The following is a 25510-nucleotide window of genomic DNA, read 5'->3' as shown; positions in this document are numbered from 1 at the left end:
AGTGAATCATGGCCTTTTTCAAGTCGCTCCATCCGCGCCAGTTTTTTACTGTGCTGCACCGCATCGATCAGCAGTCACAAGTGTCCGTTGAGCCGGTGCGCCCCTCTCAGCGGGTGTTCTTTACTCTTTTTTTTGTCGGTTTGTGCTTGTTGCTGGTTAACTACGCCAAGTTTAACGGTGCTTTTTTCTGGTTCTACGAACTGTTTCAAAGCGGCGATTCCCTTTCGCTGCAGCGCGCGTTCATGTATTTACGGCGTGATCCTTTTTACGAACTCTATCAGCACGCCTGGTGGGGCTTCATTCATGTGTTGGGCTTTTTTATCCTGCCTGCGCTTTTTATCCGCTGCTATCTTAAGGAACGTTTGAACCAACACGGGTTGCAGTGGGGAGCAGTGCATCGCCATTTAAAGTGGTACCTGGTGTTAGTCGCGCCGATTTTATGTGGGGTGGTCGTGGTCAGTTTCCGTGACGATTTCGCTAGCCATTATCCTTTTTATCGCAATGCCGGGCGTAGCTGGCTGGATTTTCTGCTTTGGGAAAGTATTTATATCGGGCAGTTCGTGGTTCTGGAATTCTTCTTCCGCGGCTTTATGTTGAATGCGTTGAGGCCTGCAATGGGCGCCCAAGGAATTCTGGTAATGTGTTTACCTTATCTGATGCTCCACTTTTCCAAACCCTGGATTGAAGCCACCGGGGCTCTGTTTTTCGGTTTGTTCCTGGGCATCCTGGCGTTGCATTCGCGTTCCATATGGGGGGGAGTGGGAGTGCACGTGAGTATTGCTTTGGCGATGGATGTGGCAGCATTGATGCAAACCCGTGGCCTGCCACAGCAATGGACGCCCTGAGAGCTATTCAGTAAGATCAATCCAGGGCGGCGCCGATAAATTGCTTGTAGCAGGTGAACACCTGATCCGGCGCCTCCACTTGCGGATAGTGTCCGATATCCGCCAGCGATAGAATCATTAAGGGTAATCCGACCACTTCTTTGTAACGCTTGATCATGTGTGCTCCGGAAATCGGATCCAGAGAGCCATTGATCAGCCCGATGGGCACCTTGGTGTCCTGTAGTGCGCCTACCCAGCGACTGCGGTTCACTTTACGTTGCCGCATGTAATCAATCAGTTTGTGTAAGGCCCGGCGTCCGTTGTTATAATTAATCGCTTCCCAGAATCCATCCACCAGATCTTCATCCGGTGGTGTGTCGGGCCCGAACACGGCGTTGAGGCTGCGGGCCAAAGTCGGCTTTTTCATATGCCGGGTCATAAACGGACCCAGCGGCCCGGCCAGCAATTTCTGAATCAGCAGAGCTTTGTGGGATTCCGGGATCAAACCGCCGTTCAGCATACACAAGGAAAGCCATTGGGGTTGTTCACGTTCGTTCTGCCGAGCCAACAACTCCTGCGCGACGGTATCCCCATAGTCGTGGGCCAGTACGTGGAATTCATCGATTTTCAGGCGCTCAACCATGGTCTCGATTATATCAGCCTGATCCTGAATCAGGTAAGCGTGCGGATAGGGCTTGTCCGATAGTCCGAAGCCCAGTAAATCCATTGCAATCAAATTGAAATCATCGGTCAACAGCGGCCAGATTCGCTCCCAGTCCCAGCTGGAAGTAGGGTAACCGTGGATCAGCATCAGCGTGGGCTTGCCCGGGTCTCGCTCCCCGTCATGGTTTTCGATATAGAAAATGTAATGGCCGTTAATGCGCATTTGCTTGCCCATTAGCTTCCACTCACGCAGTTTGTAGCTCATGTAGATTCCCGTTCGATTTTAATTTTGTACTATATGCCTCTGATACAGGCCTGATGTCAAACTGCTTGGTTTGCTATAGTTTAGATGATAGCGTGCAGCATAATCGGGCTGAACCCAATTTTTCTACAGTTGATCGGGGAAGAACACATTGCGGGTCCATAGAAGGGCGAACTTGTATTTGCTGGCATTGCCCGTGGGGTTGATGGGGTTGGTACAGTTGGTGTTTGCGTTGCTGTCGCTGGCTCTGTTTGAAGACGGCGTGATGGAGGATTTTCTATTCTCTTCTTTGCCGATGCTCGGGGTGGCCGTGTGGATGCTGTCGAGTCGCTCGGATTGGCGCGATCATCCGATTGGCCTGCGGGATTCCCTGGTGTTCGCGGTGATGACCTGGGTCATCATGGGGCTGCTGGGGGCAATACCGGTAATGGAAATCACCGGGGTCAGTTTTACTGATGCCGTGTTCGAATCCGTCAGTGCATTGACCACCACCGGTGCGACTATTCTGGATAACCTGGATTCCCGTCCAAGGGCCTTTTTGATGTATCGGCAGTTTCTGCAGTGGCTGGGTGGGCTGGGTGTAGTTATTTTTGTCGTGGCGATTTTGCCGATGCTCAACACCGGCGGTATGAAGTTACTCAAGGCCGAAACGCCGGGCCCGATTAAAGACGATAAATTGTCTCCTCGTATCTCCAGTTCTGCCCATTATCTTTTTATCGTGTATATGGTGCTGACATTCACCTGTGCGGTGGGGTATTTTCTGGCTGGAATGGATCTGTTTGATGCTTTGGGTCACAGCTTTTCAACGGTCTCCACCGGCGGCTTTTCAACTCACGATGCCAGCATCGGGTATTTCAAAAGCGATGCGGTATTGTGGGTAGCGAATCTGTTTATGCTGCTGGGTGCGATCAGTTTTGCCGTGCATTTTCGCGCCATGTCCGGGCGCAGTTTAAAAATCTACTGGCGCGACGAGGAGTCCCGCGTATTTTTATTAACGGTGCTGTTTATTTCTTTGCTGATCACCTCGGAACTGCTGGAAGCCGGGATTTATCATCACCCTTGGGACGCGTTTCAAATGGCGATGTTCCATATGATCTCTTTCGTTACCAGTACCGGCTTCGGGGCGGCGGACTTCACTCATTGGCCTGCTTTTGTTGCTTTAACCCTGGTGATTTCCGGTTATCTGGGGGGGTGTTCCGGCTCCACTGCCGGGGGTAATAAATTTATCCGTAATATTCTGTCTTTGAAATTAATCGCGCTGGAGATAAAACGCATCATGCACCCGCGAGGGGTATTCATTCTGAAATACCAGGGTAAATCGTTACAGGTGTCGGTGCTCAGCAGCACTATTATGTTTATGGCTTTGGTGGCCACCAGTACGGTAGTGCTTACGCTAATCCTGATGGGGACGGGTTTGAGTTTTTGGGGCGCGCTGTCCGCGGTGGCGGCTTGTCTGAATGTGCTGGGGCCGGCCTTTGGTGAGTTAGGCAGTAACTTTCAGCCGGTCACGGATTTCGGCACCTGGGTGCTGTCGTTTGCGATGATACTGGGCCGGCTGGAATATTTCACGGTGTTAACGCTATTCCTGCCGGTGTTTTGGCGCTTTTGATTTATTGGCGGCTTGAACGTCGGCTTTCGATCCGGTTAATGAACTCCTGCATGATTTGTTCGTACAGTTGTATTCCCAGAAAACGGTCCTCAACATCGTTTTCCAGGCTGGGGTTATCATTGACTTCGATGACCACTGCGCGATCGCCGGATTGTTTTAAGTCCACTCCATAAAGGCTGTTGCCGATGAGCTTGGTGGCTTTCAGGGCGGCGTCCAATACCGCTTTCGGCGCCTCATAGGTGGGCATGGTGTCGTACCCGCCACTGACGAAACGGCCGCTGGGGCTAGCGTGGTTATAGATCTGCCAATGATCCTTAGCCATGTAATAGCGGCAAGCGTATAGCGGTTTGTTGTTGATGATTCCGATACGCCAATCAAAATCCGTGTACATAAATTCCTGCGCCAGCAGCAGCGCGGATTTTTTAAAAAGCTCTTTGGTACGTTGATCGAATTCTGCCTGGTTACTGACTTTGTATACTCCTTGCGAAAAGGCACCATCTGGGATTTTAAGCACAATGGGGAAGCCGATTTGTTGCACCGCCCGTTGTAGTTCATCCTTATTGTTTTTGGCCAGGATCATGGTTTTGGGTGCCGGTACCTTATTGACGTTGAACAGATCCGTCAGGTACACCTTGTTACAGCAGCGCAGAATCGACATAGAGTCGTCCATAACGACCATCCCTTCGGATTCTGCTTTTTTCGCAAAGCGGAAAGTGTGATGATCTATAGACGTCGTTTCGCGAATAAACAAGGCATCGTATTCCGCCAGACGGACATAATCTTTCCGTTCGATCACGTCTACGTCAATACCCAGACTGTTGCCTGCTTTGATCATTTTTTTGATGGCGGCGGCATCGCTTGGTGGAAGTGCTTCATTTTTATTGGTCAGAATTGCCAGATCATAACGGAACTGTTTCCTGGCTTTTGGCGAGCGCCAGATTTTATGACTGAACTGGTTCAGCGCTTCGGCAAATTCAGTTTGATCTTCATCTGCGGTCAGGTCATGGGGCGACAACGCCTGCAGTTGCGTGATCTGCCAGCGCTCCTGAAAGCGCAAACTGATTTTCAGGATCGGGCATGGGAATTTTTCAAACAAATCTTTGCCCAGTGCTTTGAATTCCGGTTGCGGTGTGCTGCCAAAATAACTGACAAAGGTCAGATCTTCGTGGGTGTGTTTTTTCTCAATGGATTTATGGTTTAACTCGCTGACGTCATCCAGGTGCAGGGTATACAGTGATTTCTGGTTGAGATCGTTAATAACACGAAGCGAGGGTAACACGTGGTGATCACGGGCTTCGCCCAACAAAGAACAGTAATAGCCTTTTGACAGGTATTTGTAACTACGGCATAAGTTGATGACGCGGGTACGGGATTTTTTCAGTCCGTCCTGGCGGCTTAGATATTCTTCGAAGGTGATCAGATCTTCAAATGGAAAATAGGGTGCCCAGTCTTTCTTGGATTCTACGACAACTAGCAGTTGTGACATGGCAGGATTGATGACTCTTCTAGGCTAATGGGGTTGTGTTCAATATTGGTTTCTAGATGGCGTAAATACAAGTACCGGGACAATTATTTTTAGTCTGAACCGGCTTATACCAGTGGTAAAAACCGGGACTGGGGGTTAGGCTTCTGAACACTGCGTAAACGAATTTTTACACTGAGGTATGTCATGCTGACCCCGTTGTTGTCCACTCAGGAACTGAGCGTATTTCCCGCCTCTTTCGATCAGGCCCGGCAGGCGTTACTGGCTGAGGTGAAACAGTTGGATAAGCTGCCTGGAACAGCCTGGACACATCGCAGTCTGACCTATGAAGGTGAAGGACCGGCGGGTGAAAGACTTAGCACAGAGCAAATCTGGGTTGGCGAGCCGGATGCGTCCCGGGTGTTGGTTCTGCAGTCCGCGGTGCACGGTGTGGAAGGGCACTGTGGATCGGCCATTCAGGCGGATTTGCTGCGGCGACTGAACCGGGGTCGGGTGCAGTTACCGGCCGGTTTGGCCGTGTTGATGATACACGCGATTAACCCGTGGGGGTTTGCCTGGAGTCGCCGGGTGGACGAGCAGGGCATTGATGTGAATCGTAATTTTGTCGATTTCGAACAACCCTTACCAGTCAACCCGGGTTATGCGCAGCTGGCTCAGGACGTGTTGCCGGTGAGTGGTGGTCTGGCGGCGGGTGAACAGGCATTGCAGGCGTATTTGCAAGAACACGGACAAAGGCAGTACGAGTTGGCGCTGAGTGGCGGTCAGTATCAATTCGAGGAAGGCCTTTTCTATGGTGGTCGGGGTAAGAGTCAGGCCAGACTCAATCTGGAGGTGATCATCAATGAGCTGGATTGTGGTAATCGACAGGTGGCGCTGTTGGATTTACATACGGGGCTGGGACCTTATGGCCACGGTGAATTGATTTGCGATCATCCCATTGGCAGCCAAGGCATGCTGACGGCTCAGCGCTGGTTCGGTGATGCGGCGACGTTACCGGAAGCCGGTGATTCCTGCTCGGTTCCGAAACAAGGCTTGGTGGACTACGCCTGGCATGAGGTGATGGGCAAAAACAGTTGTTATCTGACCCTGGAGTTCGGAACGTATCCGTTGGCGGAACTGTTGCGTTGTTTACGGGAAGATCATTTGATCCGCAAACCCGGGCAGCAACCCTTCACTCATCCCCAAAGCGATGTGGTACGTCAGCAACTGCTACGTCAGTTTTATCCTGCGGAAGTGCAATGGCAAACTTTAGTGTTATTGCGCGCACGTCAGGCGATCCAGCTAGCCTGTGCCGGATTATTTAATGACTGTTGAGCATCGAGAGACAATTCGCCACGCCAACCTGGATGATCTGGAATCTCTGGTGATTCTGGAACAGGCTTGTTTCAGTGCCGACCGGATGAGCAAGCGCAGTTTTCGTCATCAATTGCAGCAATTACATAATTTGCTGTTGGTGGTTGAGGCCGGTGCTGACGGTAAAAAACAACTGCTGGCCTACGCCTTGGTGTTCTTGCGCAAAGGCACCAGTTTGGCCCGGTTATACTCCATTGCTGTTGCACCGCAGGCCCATGGTCAGGGGTTAGCGAAACGTCTGCTGCTCGAGGCCGAGGAGCAGGCGGCAGAGCAAGGGCGTATGTTTATGCGATTGGAAGTGCGCAAAGATAATGGCGCTGCAATCCATTTGTATCAACGATTGGGTTACCGGCAGTTCGGTTTGTATCCGGATTATTATGAAGACCATGCAGATGCATTGCGATTTCAAAAGCGCATTATTCCCCATGAACGAATGGAAGAACACAAAGCAGAGCCGGATCAGCAAATTCCTTATTATGCGCAGACCACGGAGTTTACTTGCGGTGCCGCTTCGCTCATGATGGCGATGAAAGAACTGAAACCGGAAGTGGTCTTTGACCAACGCACGGAAATTCAAATCTGGCGTGAGGCAACCACTATTTTTATGACCTCCGGTCACGGCGGTTGTGGTCCTCATGGTCTGGCCTATGCCGCGGCCAAGAGGGGGTTTACCACGGAAGTTTACGTTAGCCACCATGGGCCGTTATTCGTTGAAGGTGTTCGTAACGAAAGTAAAAAACAGATTTTGGAGTTAGTACACCTGGATTTCCTGCATAAATTAAAAGAATGTCGGGTGCCGATCCATCGTAGCATCTTATCGTTAAAACAACTGCAACAGCGCCTGGAATCCGGCGCCTTACCGCTGGTCCTTATCAGCACCTATCGGTTTGATGGAAAAAAAGCACCACACTGGGTTTTATTGGTGGATATGGATGATCAGTTCGTTTATATCAATGATCCCGATCCCGACGACGATGACGAGCAGCGTTCGTTGCTGGACAAACATTATTTGCCGATTCCGCGCAACAGCTTTGAAATGATGTTGCATTTCGGGCAGAATCGGCTGCGTTGCGCGGTGGTTATTCGTTAGGACATTACTGGTTGGCCGCCAGATCCGGTAATGCGTAGCCGGCACGGCTGATATAGGTAATAGTGTCTATACTGCCATCGGCGTTTTCAATACGGCGGATAAAGGCGTGAGCATCGCGGAACGCGTCAAGTTTACCGAGCTCTAATGTGAAATCCATTTCCGCAGTTTCATTATCGTGGCCGGCTTCTATCCGGCATAGAGTGGATTGGCACTGTACACCATAGAGTTCAGAATTGGTTGTGTGGCCCATGTTGTCGATGGCCGTTCCCACCTGAGTTTCTGCTGTTCCAGCCCATCCTGCGTCCAGCGGTTCCTGCAGCAGCACGTTGTCCAGCGTTGTGGCGATGAATTCGGTTCGGCTGGTTTCCAGCGCCATTTCCGTTGCGGTGAGTTCGCTCGCGGTGTCCCGTGGGTCTGTTGCCGGTGATTCATTTTGGCTGTCTGTGGCTGCGTCAGAGGCATTGTGCGCAACCTGCTTGCTTTGAGCGTCACTTAAACCCCTTTTCAGCTCAGTCAGTCGTCGTTGCACTTCGTCCTGTTCAAGTTTGTATTGCTCTGCATCTGGGTTTAGGCCGCCTACTTTGCGCTGCAATTCGAATAGTGCTCGCCGGGTTTCTTTAAGGTCAGCTGAATTCAATTGGTTGCTTCTTGTCGTAACGAATATAGAAATAAGCAGCGCCACAAGAACGCACAGAAGGGCAGTTGTTATCTTAGGGTAATTTTTCATGCCGGGTCTCTCCTCTCGGATTTTTGCTTTCGGATCTCGCCTCGCACCGGGAATAAAAACCTGCCCTGGTCTGTCGTCCAGGGCAGACAGCCAGAGTCAGTTTTCGTCCACACGATATGAGATCACAGACGATTTGGTCGAAGTTGGGCTCGGCGGGATAACGGCGATAAACTGATAATACCCCTGGTTATAACTGCTTATCGGCGTAAAGCTTAGGGTTTTGTAACCAGCACCACCAAAGTCACTTTTATACTGAACGTAGTTAGCTGTGCCGAACGCGCTGTAACTATAGAGCGTGGAAAGAAATCCGGTGGAGTTCGCTTTGTAGTAGCGCATATAAGCTTCGTTTAATCCGGCGTTAGAAAATACATTGTCCTTGATAACAGGACACACCACTACAGCGGAGTTGCTAGTGGAATTGTTTTTTAACTGCCGACCGTCGTTATAGGTGATGGGAGGGTTGCCGACTAATGAACCTTGACACATTGTAGCGGGATAAACCTTACCGTCTTCGGCGAAGGTTGCTTGAGTGAAGGTAAAAGCCAGAGCAAATCCGGTTGTTATAGCCCGTATTTTAGATGACATACAGTTTCTCCTTTTCCGTGGAAGTGGGATGATGGATAAGTCATACACGTCTCTTTAACCACAACTTACTGTAGTCCTTTGGCGGGAATAAGCGGTAAGCAGTAGTACCGATGGGCGCTATCCAATTGTGAATTAATCGGGTGTGAACTATGTCACGCCGTTTTTCGGACACAGTGAATAATGTTGTAACCGCCTATGTTTCTCTGGCGGAGTGATCTGAAATACGTTAAAAAATAAGTAGCTAATAAAATCAATAAATAGGCTGCGTAATATCGCAGGCCAACGGGAATCAAATTCAGTGAATTTTTCTATACCGGTGATCGACCCGCACATTCATCAATGGGATCTTCTTAACACGCCTCGCATTCTGAGCACCCCTAAACGCTTATTGGGTTGGAACCGACTTCTATATGAAACCGCGTTGCGTTACGGCGCAAAGAAAAGTGACCGCGCCTATGTCGGGCGAACGGACTATGTGGCGCAAGACTATCTGCCAGCAGATTACGGGCAGGATAGCGGCGGTGTGCCTATCCAGAAAGTGGTGCATGTTGAGGCAGAATGGCGGCATCGGAAAGGCAATGGCCCGGCAGGCGAAACGCGTTGGTTACACTCTTTGTTTGAGCCGGAAGCGGTCACCCTGGGGGCTATTGTTGGTTATGTTGATCTGCAACGTCACGATGCCAGGCACGTGATCGAAGCCCACATTAACAGCAGTGATAAGTTCGTTGGTATACGACAAATGCTGGCCAACGATGCGGACGACGGGATTATGAGTTTTTGTCCTCAGCCGGGTTTATCGATACAGCCGCAGTGGCGGTCCGGGTTTGAATTGCTGGAAGAGTACCAGTTGAGCTTCGATGCCTGGGTTTTTCATCATCAGTTGGATGAGATTGATCAATTGGCGAAACGCTTTCCCAGCGTTACTTTTATATTGGATCATATGGGAACGGCCATCGGTATCGGCGGGCCTTTTGCTTCCTACGGCCACAATGCAGCGGCGCGGGATGTGGTATTAAAAACCTGGCAGACGGGTATTGCTGCGGTCGCAGAGAATCCGAATGTGGTAGTGAAGCTATCCGGTCAATTTATGCCGGTGCTGGGTTGGGGGTTTGAACATCGGGCTGTCGCCCCCGGCTTGCAGGAACTGCTGGATAAGACAGCCCCTTTGTTTAACTTCGTGTTGCAACAGTTTGGCGTCGATCGCTGTCTGTTTGCCTCGAATTTTCCTATGGATAAAGTTTCCCTAAGTTTCAGACAGCTTTATGAGTTGTATGCGCATCTAGTGCAGAACCTCCCGCAGCCAGATCAGAAAAAGTTGTTTCATGATAATGCCGCACGAGTGTATAAGATACAGCCCTGAGCCCAGCCACGTAGTCATGATAACTGACGAAAGCGATGGGTGGATTGACTAAAATCGCCTCAAAAGAGTCGATTCCCGCAAACGCCTGAGGCAGCCGATTGCTGTATCATGCGGGATCGTTATCGGGTTTATTTTTTACGAGGGAGAATATGAGCATATCACCTGACACAATGACCTTGGCACAGGCGGTCAATCAACGGCGATCGGTACGGGGTTATCTGGATAAAGAAGTTCCTGCAGAGGTATTGGAATCCATTTTCACATTGGCGCAGCGGGCCCCCTCTAACTGCAATATTCAGCCCTGGAAGGTGTATGTCGCGTCCGGTGAGTTGAAAAACAGGCTGCGGGATCAAATGGTCGATCTGGTGGTGAAAGGGGTTCCTTTTGATTCTGATTACGATTATCCCGACCGCTTTGATGGTGAGTATCGAAAGCGCCAGGTGGAATGTGCGGTAGAACTGTATAATCACATGGGTATCGGTCGCGGTGACAAAGAGGGGCGCATGCGTGCTACCCTGCGTAACTTTCAGATGTTTGATGCCCCTCATGTGGTGTTCATCGGTATGGATAAGCTATTCGGCGCTTCGGTTGCGATTGATGTGGGCATGTATATCCAGACCTTGATGCTGTCCATGACTGCGCACGGCGTCGGTAGCTGTGCGCAGGGCTCTATGCGCTATTACCCTAAACTGGTGCGAGAAGCCTTCAACCTTGACGACGATACACATATTCTGCTGGGTATCAGCTTCGGATATGAGGACACATCAGTGGCCGCCAACAAAACCTGGATCGATCGCGAACCCCTGTCCAGTACCACTCAATTCAAACGCTAATAGAGAGTTTTAATGCCGGTATCCGATTTTATTGCCCATCATGTCGAAAGAGTGCATGCCGATAAGCCCGCTGTCGTGAATTATAGACAAGAAGCGATCGTGCTGGACGATCATGCCAGCCAATTGCTCAACGAGATTAAACAGGTATTCAGCACCAAAACGGCAAAACGTTACGGGCAATTTAACCCGGATTTGGGTGACCATCCGGTGGCGGCCTGGTTAAAGGACTATTCCGCAGAGAAGATGCCGTTTGCGTCATTGAGCCAACGATTAACCGAGCACTTTGTTGTGCTTCTGGATCAGACGGAATTGCCTTTTCAAGGCTATTTGCTGTTCTGGCAGGAAGACAATGCTGAAGCGGAATGGTTATACGCAGCGCATCTGCAGCAGCAAGTCGGCTTGGTGATCAACAGTCACCTGGAAATATCACAAACCCAGTATGCGGACCTGTCCCATGTCGGATTTTGCGGTCGGGTCAATCTTAGCCATTGGCGTGATGGTTTGTCTGACAAGTACCTTACAATTTCTAAAAATCGCGGTGACCGCATTCTGCAAGAACTGTTTAATCAATGGATTGGTTTTACAGACACGGTCAACAGTAGCGCGGATACCAGTGAATTTTTGAACATTGTTGAAGCCTATGCAGAAAATTTACCTGAAGAGGACAGCAAGGATTACCGCGATAAAGTGGTGGATTATTGTATCGAGCAGGACAAGCAAGGCGAACCGGTGGTTTACAAAGAACTGTCGTATTACCTGGATGAGAACGAGCCAGAGCGTTTTCAGCAATTTATTCAGGAGCAGCAACCGCAGAAAAAAGACGAGTTGATCCCGGATAAAACCCAGCTCAGGAAATATATACGCTTCAGTGGTCGGAGCAAGGAAATCAGCATTCAGTTTGCTGCATCATTACTGGGTGAGCATATCGAATTTGACGCGCAGAAAGAGCAACTGGTGATTAAACAGCTGCCCAAATCGTTGTTAAGTCAGTTAAAGAAACATCGTTCCTAAAAAACACCTTACACTTTAAACCGTTTAACGGTATTTTGAAGATCGTCGGTTAGGCTACGCAGTGAACGACCGGATTCCTGAGTTGATCTTGCGATATCCGCACTGGTTTCGCCGTAGTGGTTAATCTGGGTCAGGTTGCGGTTGATGTCTTCCGTCACTTCACTTTGCTCTTCTGCTGCTGCGGCAATTTGTATCGCCATGCGGGTGATATTGGATACGGATTCTTTTATTTGATCCAAGGTTCTGCCGGCGCCCTCAGTGGTTTCCACGGTGGACTGGGCCGACTCGCAGCTGGTGTTCATCGCACTCACCGCTTCTTTCACACCTTGTTGTAATTTCTGTAGCATGCGCTGTATATCCTGTGTCGATTCTTGTGTGCGGCTGGCAAGCGTCCGTACTTCGTCTGCGACCACCGCGAAGCCACGGCCTTGCTCACCGGCTCTTGCCGCTTCAATCGCGGCATTCAGTGCCAACAGGTTAGTTTGTTCTGCTATGCCACCGATCACATCAATCACCGAGTTCACGTTGTTGGCTTCATCTTCCACGTGAGCAATCAGGTCTGCGGCCGATTGCACTTGCTGCGACAGCGATTGGATGTGGCCGATAGTGTCATACACAATGCGCTGTCCGGCCTCCGATTGCAGGTTGGCATTCTTGGCCTCGTCAGCGGTGTCGTTGGTATTGCGTGCGACTTCCTGAATGGCGGTGGACATCTGGTTTACTGCCGTTGCCACCAGGGTGATCGCTTGATGTTGCTGATCGATCGCTTCGCGGCTGGAGTTGGCATTGTCGCTCAGCTTCAGGGTCTGGCCGCTGACGGTGGAACTGGTGTCCTGAACCTGTGCAATCAAGGTCTGAAGTTTAGCCACGAAATTATTGAAATAGGTCACCATCTTGCCCAGCTCGTCTTGCTGATTAAGCTCTATCCGGGCCCGTAAATCCCCTTCGCCCTCCGAGATATCCAGCAAGCGTTCGCAGATTTGCTGCAGTGGTTTCACCACCATGGGAGGTATAAACAAAATGCAGCAGGCACAGATGGCGATACCAAAAACCATGATGGTTAATAACAGCTTTTGTGAGGAATCGGTGTTCGATTCGATTTCTTGTGAGAATTCCTTAGCCTGATTCAGGCGTTGTTCACCTGTTATATCCAGCACGTTACGCATGTCCTGAAATGCGCTTTCGCTGTCATTGATGATGGTGGAGAGGTCCCGGGTTAAGGGCGTCCCCGCTGCCTTGGCGTTCACTTGTTCGCGCGTCATCGACACCCAGCGGGCGTAGTGTCGATGAAAATCGTCACCGGCCTGCTCCCACTCAGCAGAATCCGTGGAATCGAGAAACTTCTGGAAGCGATCTTTGGCCTGGGCAATGTTTTCTTCGTATTGGGCCTTATATTCGGCAATTTGGCGGTCGCCGTCAGGCAAAAACAGAATGCTGCGCTCCGCTATCTGGGCTTGATAGAGGTCCCGGTCAGCTTGCAGTAAATAGTTGATTTCCGGCAGATAAGTTTCCGTAATGGTGTGGGCATCCCGAGCCAGGGCCAGGCTAATCACATAGCCCACTGTCGAGGTCACCAGAAACAAGATCGCCAGCGCGGAAATGGGGAGTACCAGTTTTAGTTTGATGGATAAATTTTTGAATGACAGCATCGAGACAGGCAACCCTAGCAGTAATCGTGTTGTATTGACTTGTATATTGATAGCTTAGGAACGACTTTTTGGAAAGTTTTGAGACGTTCGGAAATGCGCTGAAATGGCGCAAATCCGGGTCTAAAATGCGGGCTAGTTTGCATTGTATTCCGGAAATAAGTGACCTGGATGGCTATAGTTAGTAGGGTGCTGCCTGCCGATAGGGTGCCGGACAAACACGGGCAGGGCAGAGTGGTTTCTAGGAAGGGAAATAGTTGAAGGTGCTGAAAACGCTATTTATTATCAGTTTGGCCTGTTGTGCAGGGTTGGCGGCGGCTGCCGCGGATGTGCGGGTGGATGGTTTGTTTTCCGGAGCAGCGGTGCTGAATATTAATGGTCAGCAAGTGATGTTGAAAGTCGGCAAGCGCCATCAATCCGGCGTTAAATTGCTGCGTGCCAATTCGCGCAATGCTTTGGTGGAAATCGACGGCGAGCCGCACGAGATGGTTTTGCATATGGCGATTGGTGGCGGCTACCAGGAAACGAATAATACTCAGGTCGTAATCCGTAAGAACGACAATAACCAATATAAAGTCAACGGCAGCATAAATTCGTTACCGGTTACCTTTTTGGTGGATACGGGGGCCAATACGGTAGCCCTGAATGAAATTCAGGCCAGAAAACTCGGCCTTCAGTACAAGTTGCATGGCCAGGAGTCACAGGTCGTGACGGCCAGCGGCATTGCCAGAAGCTGGGGCGTGAAATTGAGCAGTGTCAAGGTGGGCGAAATCAGTGTCAGTAATGTTGCCGCAGTGGTTATCGAAGGGCAGTTTCCACAGGATGTGCTACTTGGAATGACCTATCTGGAGTATGTAAAGCTGCAGGAACACAATAGTGTTTTGTTATTAGAGAAGAAATTTTGATTTAATAGCGGTTTCTTTCGTCTCCAGGAATCGTTTTTATGAGTTATCCCGCCTCCCCTCGCGTGTTGATCGCCAATCGTGGTGAAATTGCCGTTCGTATTATTCGGACCCTGGCGGAACTAGGCTGGTACTCGGTTGCAGTATACGCCGAAGACGATAGTGAATCCCTGCATGTTCTAAAGGCCGACAACGCCATTCCCCTGCAAGGCTCGGGACCGGATGTTTACCTTGATATCGAAACACTGGTGGAGATAGCCCGTCAGCAGGAATGCGATGCGGTACACCCCGGATACGGATTCCTTAGCGAAAATCCGGATTTCGCGCGTGCCTGTCAACATGCCGGACTGATTTTTGTCGGGCCGGACGCTGGCACTCTGCAATTATTCGGCAATAAGGCTCAGGCTCGTGCCCTGGCGAGAGAGTGTGGTGTGCCGGTTCTGGAGGGTATCGATTCGGCAGTGGATACGGCACAAGCGGACGCTTTTTTCAGGCAGCTGCCCGATGGCTCAAGCATGGTGATCAAAGCCATATCCGGCGGCGGTGGACGCGGAATGCGAGTGGTGTCGTCCAGTGCTGATATTGCAGAGAGTGTCGAGCGGTGTCGTTCCGAAGCTTTTTCTGCATTCGGTAATGATGCGGTTTATGTGGAACAGTGGGTGCGCGGTGCACGTCATATTGAAGTGCAGATAGCAGGGGATGGAGATCAGTGCGCGCATTTGTTTGAACGCGAATGTACATTACAGCGCCGTCATCAGAAAGTGATTGAAATCGCCCCTGCCATTGGGTTGTCGGTAGAGCAACGTCAGGCACTTTACGACGCCGCACTGAAAATGGCGAATGCGACTCGTTATCGCGGGCTCTGTACTTTTGAGTTTTTGTTATTTGAGCTGAATGGCAAAAGCCACTTTGTCTTCATCGAAGCCAACCCCAGAATTCAAGTTGAACACACGGTAACAGAGACCCTGTTGGGGCTGGATCTGGTGGCAATCCAGTTGCGTCTGGGGTTTGGCACTCCGCTTACACAGTTGGAATTGAATAATAAAGCCGACCCCCGTGGTTTTGCTATTCAGGCCAGGATCAATGCCGAAACCGTAACCGCCGAGGGTTTCGTAAAGCCCTCTGCCGGGATCATTAGCGGTTGGGATGTTCCGGCGGGGCCGGGGATCCGGATGGACAGCTTTGTTTATACCGGCTTTCAAACATCCCCTCGTTACGATTCACTTATTGCCAAGTTGATTGTGTATGCCCCGGTGGCGGATTTTGAATCGGCATTACGTAAAGCGGTGAATGCATTGCGTGAATTTCGAGTGCAAGGCTTACAAACAAATCAGCAATTACTGATGGCGTTAATGCAGAGCAGCGAAGTTCAGAAAAACCGGGTTCACACTCGTTTTATCGATGAGAATCTGGGGGAGCTACTACAGGTTCAATACACTGATATGTTACCGCATTCACCTGCTTTAGTAGCGGGTGATGGTTCCGCTCCGGCTTCAACGGACCCGAATAATATTCTGGCGGCGATGCCGGGCTGCGTTGTAAAGCTCATGGTCACAGAAGGTGACCAGGTTAGACAGGGCGACCCTCTTCTTATTTTGGATGCCATGAAAATGGAACACGTTATTCATGCACCGGCTGCCGGCTCGGTGCGGGCCGTGTTGGTTCAAGCCGGAGATGCCGTGCTGGAGTCACAGGCGCTGGTAAATTTTGTTGCCGACGAATGTGCAACCGAGCAGCAAGCCGAAGCGGCAATTCCGGATCCCGGCCTTATTCGCGAAGACCTCCTAGAGGTAATCGACCGTCACGGATACGGTTTGGATCAGAACCGGCCGCAAGCCGTTGCCAAGCGCAGAGCGACCGGGCAGCGCACGGCGAGGGAAAATATCGATGACTTGTGTGACGAGGGGACCTTCGTGGAATACGGTCCACTGGTCATCGCCGCACAGCGTCGCCGCCGATCGTTGCAGGAATTAATGGAAAAAACACCAGGCGACGGCATGGTGACCGGATTAGCTCAGGTGAACGGAGCGCAGTTTGGGGAGTCGGCTTCACAGTGCGTGGTGATGACCTACGACTACACCGTAATGGCCGGTACCCAAGGTATCCAGAATCACCATAAAAAAGATCGTATGTTCGAGGTGGCTGAGCGCCTGCAAGTGCCGGTGGTTTTATTCAGTGAAGGGGGTGGCGGGCGGCCGGGTGATACCGACGGGTTGGGTTCTTCTGCCAGTCTCGATTGTATGGCTTTTTTGTATTTTGCCCGCTTGTCCGGTTTAGTGCCTTTGGTGGGGATTGCGTCGGGTCGGAGTTTTGCAGGGAATGCGGCGTTGTTGGGCTGCTGTGATGTGGTTATAGCGACCCGTAATGCCAATATTGGAATGGGTGGTCCGGCCATGATCGAAGGGGGCGGACTGGGTGTATTTAAGCCAGAGCAGGTGGGGCCGGCGTCGGTGCAGGCGGCAAATGGCGTTATTGATATTCTGGTAGAAGATGAGGCGCAAGCCGTGCGTACGGCACAGCAGTACCTGTCTTACTTTCAGGGCGCGGTTACCCAGTGGGAGGCTGCTGACCAGCGCGAGCTGCGTCATCTTATTCCCGAGAACCGCCGCCGCGTTTACGATGTGCGTAAAGTGCTTGAGGGGCTATTTGATAGTGGCTCGGTATTGGAGCTGCGGGCAGGGTTCGGTAAAGGCATGATAACGGCGTTTGCCCGGGTCGAAGGGCGTCCGGTGGGTGTGATTGCAAATAACCCTCAGCACCTGGCTGGTGCCATTGATGCTAATGGCGCTGATAAGGCATCCCGCTTCATGCAGTTATGCGACGCCTTTGATATCCCGATTGTCTTCCTGTGCGATACGCCGGGCATTATGGTCGGCCCGCAGGCAGAGGAGACTGCGTTGGTGCGCCACGCCGCGCGCATGTTTGTGACCGCTGCCAGTCTCACCGTGCCTTTCTTTACTATTATTCTGCGAAAAGCCTACGGGCTTGGCGCAATGACCATGGCGGGCGGGACCATGAAGGCGCCGTTGTTTACAGTATCCTGGCCCACAGGGGAATTCGGCGCAATGGGGCTGGAAGGGGCGGTGCGGCTGGGCTTCCGTAAAGAGCTAGAAGCGCAGAAAGACGAGAAGGCCCGGAACGCGCTGTTCGAAAGGATGGTGGCGGAAATGGTGGAGCGCGGAAAAGCAGTAAATACCGCCACTTTCTTCGAATTCGACGATGTTATCGACCCGATGGACTCGCGCCGCTGGATTATGACTGGTCTGAATGCAGCAGGCATAACGCCGGAAAACCGGGCTGCCAGGGGCAAAAAGCGCCCCTGCGTGGATACCTGGTAACCGCCCGTGGCTTGAGGTCAGGACTTATTGTTGCTGCAGATACGGCTGCAGCTTTTTAAGAAAGCTTTGTAATCGCTCGGCGTTAACCGGCCCCATACGCCATAAAAACTTATCCAGTTCACTGGCGTTTTCCATTTCCTTATCGCTATAGGTGAAGAACACCGATGGTTGCTCCAGTGCTGTGCCGGACACCTTTTTAGGGTCTACGGACAGGATTCGCCCGATCGCTTGCTGGAAGCGTTCATCGAAACTGCCAGGCTGACCTAATTCGGAATAAGCCTGCTCCAGCAGTGGTTGCCAGGACCGGTAATAGCGCGCCAACAGGGCGGGGTCGGTTACGCTCAGGGCATCAATCATGGGGGTTATGCGCTTAAAGTTCAGGTCGGACAGTTTACGGTTCTGCTCATTCCCGGTGACGGTAAAGGGAGCCATCGGAAATGAAACCGGGTTGTTTTTAACCGGTACTTTGCCCATCGCGACATTGTCCACCATCAGCACCCATTTCCGGATCTGCTCTTGCGGTGTTAGCCATTGCGCCAGTGTAGTGGAGATATTCTCAGCGGCTTTGTAGCTGGCTTCATCGCTGTCAGACAGGGAGTCGGGGGCTTCAACAATAGGCGGTGGCGGAGGCGCGTCAGGGGTGGTGTCCTCCTCTGCCGGGGGCGGAAGAGTTTCCTGCGGTTCGTCCCTTTGTACCTGCTGCAACGGCTGTTTGGAGCCGGCTTCGATTACAGCACCCTCAGGGGGCATAAGCTGTTCGCTTTCTGATCGTTGTAAAAACCAGATAATGCCGGCAATGATGCAGCCGACAACCACAACCAAAATTCCAAACTGAGCGGGTCTCATAAAAAGCTTTCCTTATACTTGACTTTAATGCCTTGTTGTCACGAAATATGGCTCAATTCTGAGAGTGGCTTTTGTCTATTCCGCAATTGAATTTACAAAAGTCGTCACTGAAATGTCATTTTTACGTGTTTGTTTTGGCATATACATTAACTATCAGAGTTATAGCAACAATCAATTTTATATATTAGGTATAAGTTCCTATTATACCTCCATCAGCTTTTCAACGAGCCAACCAGGAGAACATTATGTCGCTGATTAATACCGAAATTAAACCATTCAAGGCTACTGCATTCAAGAACGGGGAATTTGTCGACGTCACCGAACAAGACGTGAAAGGCAAGTGGGCTATCTTCTTCTTCTATCCAGCCGATTTCACCTTTGTTTGCCCGACCGAGCTGGGCGATGTAGCTGATCATTACGAAGAACTGCAAAAACTGGGTGTAGAAGTTTATTCTGTTTCTACAGACACACATTTTGTTCATAAAGCTTGGCACGACGCTTCTGAAACGATCGGCAAAATCAAGTACTACATGTTGGGCGACCAGAACGGCACTGTCACCAACAATTTTGGTGTGATGCGTGAAGGTCAGGGTCTTGCTGATCGTGCAACGTTCCTGATCGATCCAGAAGGTGTCATCCAGGCAATGGAAGTAACTGCAGAAGGCATCGGCCGTAACGCTGAAGACCTGATGCGTAAAGTTAAAGCTGCTCAGTATGTCGCTGCTCACCCAGGTGAAGTGTGCCCTGCTAAGTGGAAAGAAGGTGAAGCAACTCTGGCGCCTTCGCTGGACCTGGTTGGTAAAATCTAAGTCAGATTTTATTGACACCCCACCGGAGGGGAAGTTCCTCCCTCCGGTAATTTCTCAACTTTATCCTTTATTTTATGGTCAGTTATCAGGTGTATTCCATGTTAGATGCCAATTTGAAAAATCAGTTAAAAACCTATCTTGCCAATGTCAGTAAAGACGTTGAGCTAGTGGCATCCGTTGACGATTCCAAAGCGTCCGGAGAAATGCTGGCTTTGCTGAACGACATCGTCTCCCTGACTGACAAAGTGACAGTGAAGGAAGTGCGCGACGATGCTGAGCGTAAGCCTTCTTTTAGTATAAACCGCCCTAATGAAAACCTGTCAGTCCGCTTTGCCGGCCTGCCCATGGGGCACGAATTTACCTCGTTGGTGTTGGCCTTATTGCATGTGGGCGGACATCCACCGAAAGAAGAGCAGGCAGTGCTCGAACAAATTTCCCGGCTTGAGGGTGAGTTTGAATTTGAAACCTATATTTCCCTGTCCTGCCAGAACTGTCCGACCGTAGTGCAGGCATTGAACCTGATGGCAGCGTTAAATCCGAATGTTAAGCACACTATGATCGACGGTGCCTTATTTCAGGACGAAGTGGAATCGCGTCAGATTATGGCGGTGCCAACGGTCTATCTGAACGGTAAAGAGTTCGGTGCAGGTCGCATGACCCTGGAACAAATTCTGGGCAAAGTGGACACCAAAGCGAACGAGCGTGAAGCGCAGCAGCTTAATGAAAAAGAACCTTATGATTTATTAATTGTCGGCGGTGGCCCAGCCGGTGCATCAGCAGCCATTTACGCTGCCCGGAAAGGCATCCGTACGGGAATCGTGGCAGACCGGTTCGGTGGCCAGGTGCTGGATACCATGGCGATTGAGAACTTCATTTCAGTGCAGGAAACAGAAGGGCCTAAATTGGTCGCTCAGTTGGAGCAACATGTCAAGCAGTACGAAGTCGACGTTATGACGAATCAGCGAGCTGTCGGCCTGGCCTCCGGCGATCTGCGCGAGGTCACATTGGAAAATGGCGCCACATTGAAAAGTAAAGCGATTATGGTGGCAACCGGTGCGCGTTGGAGGGAAATGAATGTGCCCGGAGAAAATGAATATCGCGGACGGGGCGTTGCCTATTGCCCCCATTGCGACGGCCCCTTATTTAAAGGAAAACGCGTTGCTGTTATTGGTGGCGGCAACTCCGGAGTGGAAGCGGCTATCGACCTTGCCGGGATCGTTGCTCATGTCACTCTGATTGAGTTCGACAACCAGCTGCGTGCCGATGCGGTATTGCAGAAGAAGCTGCATAGCCTGAGCAATGTCACGGTCATCGTATCTGCTATGACCACCGAAGTGAAAGGCGATGGCAAGAAAGTAAATGGCCTTGTGTATCAGGATCGCATCAGTGACGAGAGCCACGAGGTGGAGCTGGAGGGTGTATTCGTTCAGATAGGCTTGGTGCCGAACACCGGCTGGATTAAGGGCAGTGTCGAATTATCTTCTCGCGGAGAAGTGTTGGTCGACGAGAAAGGCCAGACATCCATGACCGGCGTGTTTGCCGCCGGCGATGTTACGACGGTTCCTTACAAGCAGATTATTATCTCAATGGGCGAAGGTGCAAAGGCCTCCCTGGCAGCCTTCGATTATCTGATTCGATCTTCGGTTGAAGACGATAAAGATGAGGAAGCCAGCGCGGCCTAATCCGCCCGCTGTCCCCCCCCTTAACCCAGTTTGGATCCCCGGCATACGGGTCACTTTGAGCGGAGTGAATTTGTATGTCGGTGCGATTCATTCCGCCTGCCTCACTTCTCCCCTCGAATTATCACTCCATTGTTTGTTATTCTAGGTGTCCGATACAGGACGTAGCGTACCTTTTTACGGGTAAATAGTGCGGGACAGATGCCCCATAAATTCGCCGGTTGCCTTTCAAAGACGGGTCTTCGTTCTGTTTTTAATTCAAAATCAGGCCTTTAATTAAAAGCTATGCGAAATCCTATGGCCCCCGGTACAACTACATTACCTCCTTCACAAACAGCGATCAGCACAGTCGCACTGGCTTTGGTTTATTTTCTGTTGGCGATATTCTCGTTTGCAGTTTCACGCAGTGAAGAGGGTGTAGCATTACTGTGGTTACCTAATTCCATTGCCATTGCCTGGCTGTTTCATCGCGCCCGATATAGTTTAAGTCAGCATGTTGCCGCCATTCTGACGGCGAATATCGTCGCCAATCTCGCGTTTTCCAGCACTTTCCTTTATGCGGTTGGTAGCAGTTTGGCGAATTTGATAGAGATCATGATCATGCTGCAATTAGTGCGCAACATGAACGTGATCACTGATCAGCTTTCAGTGAAGGATTCACTGAAAATTCTGTCTACGTTGGGATTGGTTGCAGCGCCCCTAACGGTTTTTACCGGGGCTACCCTGGCCTGGCTTGAAGACGACGTGTCGTGGCGGCAAGCGGTTATTAACTGGTGGTTGGGGGATGTGATCGGAGCCTGTTTGTTACTGTTGCCCGCCCTGAGTTTTACTCGATCTGCCCGGGCTAAGTTATTTCAGGCCAGAGAAATGTTTACCTTGTTGATCATTGTCGGTGTCCTGTTGGTGATAGCATTGACTGTCATAACCTATATGCCATTTCCGTTGGTTTATCTGGTGATGCCGCTGATGGTGGTCGCCATTATGAAAGGCATGCTGAGTTCTGCTGTAGCCGCCAATATTGTGTATCTACTGTTAAGCGCCGGTGTCTTTTGGGGCTGGTGGGACTGGAGTATGTTTCACGAAATGGATGACCTGCGTGGTGTCTGGACTGCCTGCGCTGCAGTGGTCTTCGCGCCCGTGATGATGGGTATTGCCATTGATGAAATCAAACAGCGTCAGGCTGAATTGATCCGCTTGACCGAGCGTATGTCGCTGGCCTCTGAAAACATCGCTTTAGGCTTGTGGGACTGGGATTTAAAGCGGCAATCGATTTACTGGGATAAGCGGATGCGCATGCTCTATAGCATGAAGCCGGATTCCGATCCGCTGCGGGTTGATCAATGGCGGCTCCGAGTGCATCCGGACGATCTGGAACTGGCTGAAGACGCGTTGGTGGATTCCCTGGAGGGCAAGTCGGATTACAACGTTATGTATCGTATCAGCAACCCCGAGGGTGGCTACCGAGCCTTGCATGCATCGGGGATTGTGATACGTGATGCTTCCGGCGAACCCACGCGCATGGTCGGAATGAATTGGGATGTTACTGAGTTGGCGAGTGCTCAATCTGCGATGCGGTCGGCAGAAGCCAAACTGAATTCGGTTGTGGAATCCGCCAGCGAATTTTCCATTATTGCCACCACTACCGAAGGTTTGATTGAAGTATTCAGCGCCGGAGCCGAATTATTGCTGGGTTACAGTAAGCATGAGATGGTACAGCGTAAAACCCCGGTTATATTCCACGACGAAGACGAATTAGTGGAAGTAGGAAAGCAGCTAAGCCTGCAGCATGGCAAGGTGGTCGCCGGTTTCGATGTGTTAATATTCAATGCCCGCAATGGTCTCCTTGAATCCCGTGAATGGACATACATCCGTAAGGATGGTAGCCGTGTACCGATTAATTTGACGGTGACGCCGATCCGGGAAAACGCCGCCATAGTCGGTTATCTGGGTATAGCGAGAAATATCACACAACAGAAGAAAAACGAGTTTGAAATCAAAGCCGCTCACAACGTTCTTGAGCAGCAGATTCGCATGGCACAACAAATGCGGGACGAGTTCGAATCGCTGTTTGAGCTGGCTCCCGGTGCGATGCTGGTGCTGGATGATATGGGAATCGTGATTAAAGCCAATAGCCGGGCTCACGAGCAATTCGGCTATTCCGATACGCTTATGCTCGGTAAAGGTATCACTACCTTCATCCCCGACGTGCAAGAATCAGAGTTAATTGTTAAAAAGTATCACCAGGCGTTGGTCAGCAATAATGCTGGCAATGCGGTATTACACGGAGTGCGCAGTGATGAAAACCAGTTTCTGGCATCCGTTGAATTCAGTCCGCTACTGATCAATGGCGTTCTGCATACTATCGTAAATGTTCATGACATCACGCGGCAAAAAGAAGTGGAACAGGAGCTGGAGTTGTCGCGGGATCTGGCAGAGAGCGCTAATCGCGCCAAGACCGGCTTTCTCGCCAATATGAGCCATGAGATCCGTACTCCGCTTAATGCGGTGTTGGGTGCGGCGCAACTGCTGGATTATACCTCTTTGGACCGCCAGCAATACAAATACGTGGGTATGATCACGGCGGCGGGCCAGGCCTTGCTGGCGGTACTGAATGATGTGCTTGATGTTTCAAAAATCGAAGCCGGGAAAATGGAATTGGCGCATACGCCTTTCGAATTGGGGGATATTCTGGAACCGTTGGCTACGATAATGTCTGCCAATGCCGCCAAAAAAGAGCTGGAGCTGGTTATTGCCATTGATCCGCAAGTACCGCGTCATTTCATTGGCGACTCTGTCCGGATACAGCAGGTGTTGGTTAACTTGACTGGAAATGCCATTAAGTTCACGCAGGCAGGCGAAGTGGTGGTCGAGATCAATCAGTGTAACCGTACCGAGCGTCACATTGAGCTGGAATTGCGGGTGCGCGATACCGGGATAGGAATGTCGGATGAGCAAAAAGCTCGATTGTTCAGTGCATTTTCTCAGGGCGACAGCTCCATTACCCGGCGTTTTGGCGGTACCGGCCTGGGTCTTACGATCTGCCAGAAACTGATTGAAATGATGGGTGGCACCATTGAGATGCACAGTAGCGAAGAGACCGGCACCGAGTTTGTTTGCACCATGCAGCTTGAGTATGTAGTGCCGGGCACGAACCAAGCCGGGGCTAAGCGAGATGTCTTCGGTCAGCAACAGCTGGAAAGAGATCAGCGTCAGGACGCGTCATTGCGCGTGATGTTGGTGGATGGCAATTACAGCTCGCAAAACAGTATAAAACGTTATTTTGAACACTGGTGTTGGCAGGTTGAAGTCGTTTCCGACTTGAATGAGGCCGAGGCGGGTCTGGCAGACCAACGCCGTGACGCGATAGATGTGCTGGTATTCAATCAGAATGTGCGGGGTGTGGACGCGCTGGATCGTTTCGCGGATAAAATGCCTTGTGTCAAATTGATAACAACGCTAGCGAAAGAAGACTTTATCCATCAGCAGATGAATTCCGGAAAATTGATTTTATTGTCCAAGCCGGTGACCGCATCCGGTTTGTTTGAAGGTATTACCGAAGCCCGATCCCGTTTTAATAGTGACGCATTGCCCCGCGCTGTCTATGTAGAGGAACAGTTACGTCCCAAACTCAGCGGGGCGCGTATATTGTTGGTGGAAGATAATCCGCTTAACCAGACCATCGCGTTGGGCGTGCTGGACCAAACGGACGCAAAAGTCGATGTGGTGAATAATGGCGAAGAAGCGGTACAGAAAATTCAGGCGGTCAAAAAGCCATTTGATTTGGTATTAATGGATGTACAGATGCCGGTGATGGATGGTTTCACTGCCACCCGAATTATTCGTGAGCAGCTTCAACTTGAAATACCGATCATTGCAATGACAGCGGGTGTATTGGCATTTGAACGTCAGCAATGCATCGAATCCGGCATGAATGATTTTATCGGTAAACCGATCAATGTTGACTCTATGATTCTAACCATCGCCAAATATTTGCCGAACCAAGCAAAGTTTTATCAGCCTAACTACCTGGAGTTGGAGCAGGAGGCTGGCCGCGAGGAACCACTGCCAGTGGAACAAGAGCGTAAAGAGAATGCTGTGGACAATGATGAAGATATTTTTGATCCGGAAAATATTTTGAAATTCGTGCGTGGAAAACCCGCCCGGGAACGGGAAGTGCTGGCAATGATTGCACGTATCGTTGATGATGGTTTGAAACCGCTGGAAGACGGTCGCCGGTTGTTGGCGGAGGGTGAGGCCGACGAAGCCAGCCGTTACTTCCATACGCTTAAAGGTGCCATCGGAAACTTTGGTGCTAAAGGCGTGTTTCGTACGGCACAAGAGTTGGAAGAGGTAATAAAAGCCAGGAAAAGCGAGCAATACGACGCGAAACTGGATGAGTTCGGTGCAGCATTAAAAGCCATGTTATCTGCTGCTTCCGATTGGTTGAAGACATACCCCGCCTCGGAACTCATCGATTCAGAGGAGTAAAA

General features: G+C 50.8%; 18 protein-coding genes. 12 read left to right on the top strand and 6 right to left on the bottom strand.

Annotation, left to right across the window (positions count from 1 at the left end):
• The first annotated feature begins 8 nt into the window (after nucleotides 1–8).
• Nucleotides 9–845 carry a CPBP family intramembrane glutamic endopeptidase gene (locus FT643_RS04540; protein ID WP_156869658.1) on the top strand — a complete coding sequence of 279 codons (837 nt, stop codon included), beginning with the start codon at nucleotides 9–11 and terminating at the stop codon, nucleotides 843–845.
• A 16-nt stretch (nucleotides 846–861) separates the two neighbouring features.
• Here the strand turns inward: FT643_RS04540 and FT643_RS04535 are convergent, their stop codons facing one another.
• Nucleotides 862–1752, bottom strand: a complete 891-nt coding sequence (locus tag FT643_RS04535) for an alpha/beta fold hydrolase (protein ID WP_156869656.1) — start codon at nucleotides 1750–1752, stop codon at nucleotides 862–864.
• A gap of 178 nt (nucleotides 1753–1930) precedes the next feature.
• On the opposite strand from FT643_RS04535, the gene FT643_RS04530 reads away from it, so the two are divergent.
• A complete protein-coding gene (locus FT643_RS04530) occupies nucleotides 1931–3358 on the top strand; it encodes a TrkH family potassium uptake protein (protein ID WP_232339861.1) in 1428 nt (475 codons plus the stop codon).
• Between the two features lies 1 nt (nucleotide 3359).
• On the opposite strand, the gene FT643_RS04525 is transcribed toward FT643_RS04530, so the two are convergent.
• Entirely contained in the window at nucleotides 3360–4844 is a 1485-nt protein-coding gene (locus tag FT643_RS04525; RefSeq protein ID WP_156869654.1) for a RimK family protein, read from the bottom strand.
• A 183-nt stretch (nucleotides 4845–5027) separates the two neighbouring features.
• Here FT643_RS04525 and FT643_RS04520 point away from each other — a divergent pair, with 183 nt between their 5' ends.
• On the top strand, nucleotides 5028–6155 hold the full coding sequence (locus FT643_RS04520) for a DUF2817 domain-containing protein (protein ID WP_156869652.1): 1128 nt from the start codon (nucleotides 5028–5030) through the stop codon (nucleotides 6153–6155).
• Nucleotides 6145–7284 carry a GNAT family N-acetyltransferase/peptidase C39 family protein gene (locus tag FT643_RS04515; RefSeq protein WP_156869650.1) on the top strand — a complete coding sequence of 380 codons (1140 nt, stop codon included), beginning with the start codon at nucleotides 6145–6147 and terminating at the stop codon, nucleotides 7282–7284. The genes FT643_RS04520 and FT643_RS04515 overlap by 11 nt, the downstream gene beginning before the upstream one ends.
• A gap of 4 nt (nucleotides 7285–7288) precedes the next feature.
• On the opposite strand, the gene FT643_RS04510 is transcribed toward FT643_RS04515, so the two are convergent.
• Together FT643_RS04510 and FT643_RS04505 are read right to left on the bottom strand one after the other, a co-directional pair.
• The gene (locus tag FT643_RS04510; protein WP_156869648.1) at nucleotides 7289–7921 is read right to left on the bottom strand and encodes a hypothetical protein; all 633 of its coding nucleotides are present in this window, start codon (nucleotides 7919–7921) and stop codon (nucleotides 7289–7291) included.
• 186 nt (nucleotides 7922–8107) lie between these two features.
• Nucleotides 8108–8596 carry a hypothetical protein gene (locus FT643_RS04505; RefSeq protein ID WP_156869646.1) on the bottom strand — a complete coding sequence of 163 codons (489 nt, stop codon included), beginning with the start codon at nucleotides 8594–8596 and terminating at the stop codon, nucleotides 8108–8110.
• A gap of 298 nt (nucleotides 8597–8894) precedes the next feature.
• Here FT643_RS04505 and FT643_RS23850 point away from each other — a divergent pair, with 298 nt between their 5' ends.
• The 3 genes from FT643_RS23850 (at nucleotide 8895) to FT643_RS04490 (ending at nucleotide 11800) form a co-directional block, all read left to right on the top strand.
• Nucleotides 8895–9956, top strand: coding sequence for an amidohydrolase family protein (locus FT643_RS23850; protein WP_156869644.1), 1062 nt, complete (start codon nucleotides 8895–8897; stop codon nucleotides 9954–9956).
• A 149-nt stretch (nucleotides 9957–10105) separates the two neighbouring features.
• On the top strand, nucleotides 10106–10789 hold the full coding sequence (locus tag FT643_RS04495) for a nitroreductase (protein WP_198043317.1): 684 nt from the start codon (nucleotides 10106–10108) through the stop codon (nucleotides 10787–10789).
• Nucleotides 10790–10801: 12 nt separating this feature from the next.
• A complete protein-coding gene (locus FT643_RS04490; protein WP_156869642.1) occupies nucleotides 10802–11800 on the top strand; it encodes a nucleoid-associated protein in 999 nt (332 codons plus the stop codon).
• Between the two features lie 8 nt (nucleotides 11801–11808).
• On the opposite strand, the gene FT643_RS04485 is transcribed toward FT643_RS04490, so the two are convergent.
• The gene (locus tag FT643_RS04485) at nucleotides 11809–13449 is read right to left on the bottom strand and encodes a methyl-accepting chemotaxis protein (RefSeq protein WP_156869640.1); all 1641 of its coding nucleotides are present in this window, start codon (nucleotides 13447–13449) and stop codon (nucleotides 11809–11811) included.
• 260 nt (nucleotides 13450–13709) lie between these two features.
• Between FT643_RS04485 and FT643_RS04480 the strand changes: the two genes are divergently transcribed.
• Together FT643_RS04480 and FT643_RS04475 are read left to right on the top strand one after the other, a co-directional pair.
• The gene (locus FT643_RS04480) at nucleotides 13710–14351 is read left to right on the top strand and encodes a retropepsin-like aspartic protease family protein (RefSeq protein ID WP_317621957.1); all 642 of its coding nucleotides are present in this window, start codon (nucleotides 13710–13712) and stop codon (nucleotides 14349–14351) included.
• A 38-nt stretch (nucleotides 14352–14389) separates the two neighbouring features.
• On the top strand, nucleotides 14390–17686 hold the full coding sequence (locus FT643_RS04475; protein WP_156869636.1) for an acetyl-CoA carboxylase family protein: 3297 nt from the start codon (nucleotides 14390–14392) through the stop codon (nucleotides 17684–17686).
• Between the two features lie 24 nt (nucleotides 17687–17710).
• Here FT643_RS04475 and FT643_RS04470 read toward each other — a convergent pair whose 3' ends face one another.
• A complete protein-coding gene (locus tag FT643_RS04470) occupies nucleotides 17711–18532 on the bottom strand; it encodes a DUF3014 domain-containing protein (RefSeq protein ID WP_156869634.1) in 822 nt (273 codons plus the stop codon).
• A 245-nt stretch (nucleotides 18533–18777) separates the two neighbouring features.
• On the opposite strand from FT643_RS04470, the gene ahpC reads away from it, so the two are divergent.
• The 3 genes from ahpC (at nucleotide 18778) to FT643_RS04455 (ending at nucleotide 25508) form a co-directional block, all read left to right on the top strand.
• Nucleotides 18778–19341 carry an alkyl hydroperoxide reductase subunit C gene (ahpC, locus tag FT643_RS04465; RefSeq protein ID WP_198043316.1) on the top strand — a complete coding sequence of 188 codons (564 nt, stop codon included), beginning with the start codon at nucleotides 18778–18780 and terminating at the stop codon, nucleotides 19339–19341.
• A gap of 98 nt (nucleotides 19342–19439) precedes the next feature.
• Nucleotides 19440–21023 (top strand): alkyl hydroperoxide reductase subunit F, encoded by a 1584-nt coding sequence (gene ahpF, locus FT643_RS04460; protein WP_156869632.1) that lies wholly within the window; start codon nucleotides 19440–19442, stop codon nucleotides 21021–21023.
• Between the two features lie 294 nt (nucleotides 21024–21317).
• Entirely contained in the window at nucleotides 21318–25508 is a 4191-nt protein-coding gene (locus tag FT643_RS04455) for a PAS domain S-box protein (RefSeq protein ID WP_198043315.1), read from the top strand.
• Nucleotides 25509–25510 lie beyond the last annotated feature (2 nt).

Origin of the sequence: Ketobacter sp. MCCC 1A13808, assembly GCF_009746715.1 — a bacterium.
Classification (GTDB): domain Bacteria; phylum Pseudomonadota; class Gammaproteobacteria; order Pseudomonadales; family Ketobacteraceae; genus Ketobacter.
This window is presented reverse-complemented; position numbering and strand designations above follow the sequence as displayed.

Excerpts from the sequence above, each read along its gene's own strand:
- ahpC (WP_198043316.1), top strand. The coding sequence starts at position 18,778 with ATGTCGCTGATTAATACCGAAATTAAACCATTCAAGGCTACTGCATTC.
- FT643_RS04520 (WP_156869652.1), top strand. The coding sequence starts at position 5,028 with ATGCTGACCCCGTTGTTGTCCACTCAGGAACTGAGCGTATTTCCCGCC.
- FT643_RS04490 (WP_156869642.1), top strand. The coding sequence starts at position 10,802 with ATGCCGGTATCCGATTTTATTGCCCATCATGTCGAAAGAGTGCATGCC.
- FT643_RS04540 (WP_156869658.1), top strand. The coding sequence starts at position 9 with ATGGCCTTTTTCAAGTCGCTCCATCCGCGCCAGTTTTTTACTGTGCTG.
- FT643_RS04525 (WP_156869654.1), bottom strand. The coding sequence starts at position 4,844 with ATGTCACAACTGCTAGTTGTCGTAGAATCCAAGAAAGACTGGGCACCC.
- ahpF (WP_156869632.1), top strand. The coding sequence starts at position 19,440 with ATGTTAGATGCCAATTTGAAAAATCAGTTAAAAACCTATCTTGCCAAT.
- FT643_RS04495 (WP_198043317.1), top strand. The coding sequence starts at position 10,106 with ATGAGCATATCACCTGACACAATGACCTTGGCACAGGCGGTCAATCAA.
- FT643_RS04455 (WP_198043315.1), top strand. The coding sequence starts at position 21,318 with ATGGCCCCCGGTACAACTACATTACCTCCTTCACAAACAGCGATCAGC.
- FT643_RS04515 (WP_156869650.1), top strand. The coding sequence starts at position 6,145 with ATGACTGTTGAGCATCGAGAGACAATTCGCCACGCCAACCTGGATGAT.
- FT643_RS04470 (WP_156869634.1), bottom strand. The coding sequence starts at position 18,532 with ATGAGACCCGCTCAGTTTGGAATTTTGGTTGTGGTTGTCGGCTGCATC.
- FT643_RS04475 (WP_156869636.1), top strand. The coding sequence starts at position 14,390 with ATGAGTTATCCCGCCTCCCCTCGCGTGTTGATCGCCAATCGTGGTGAA.
- FT643_RS04485 (WP_156869640.1), bottom strand. The coding sequence starts at position 13,449 with ATGCTGTCATTCAAAAATTTATCCATCAAACTAAAACTGGTACTCCCC.
- FT643_RS04505 (WP_156869646.1), bottom strand. The coding sequence starts at position 8,596 with ATGTCATCTAAAATACGGGCTATAACAACCGGATTTGCTCTGGCTTTT.
- FT643_RS04535 (WP_156869656.1), bottom strand. The coding sequence starts at position 1,752 with ATGAGCTACAAACTGCGTGAGTGGAAGCTAATGGGCAAGCAAATGCGC.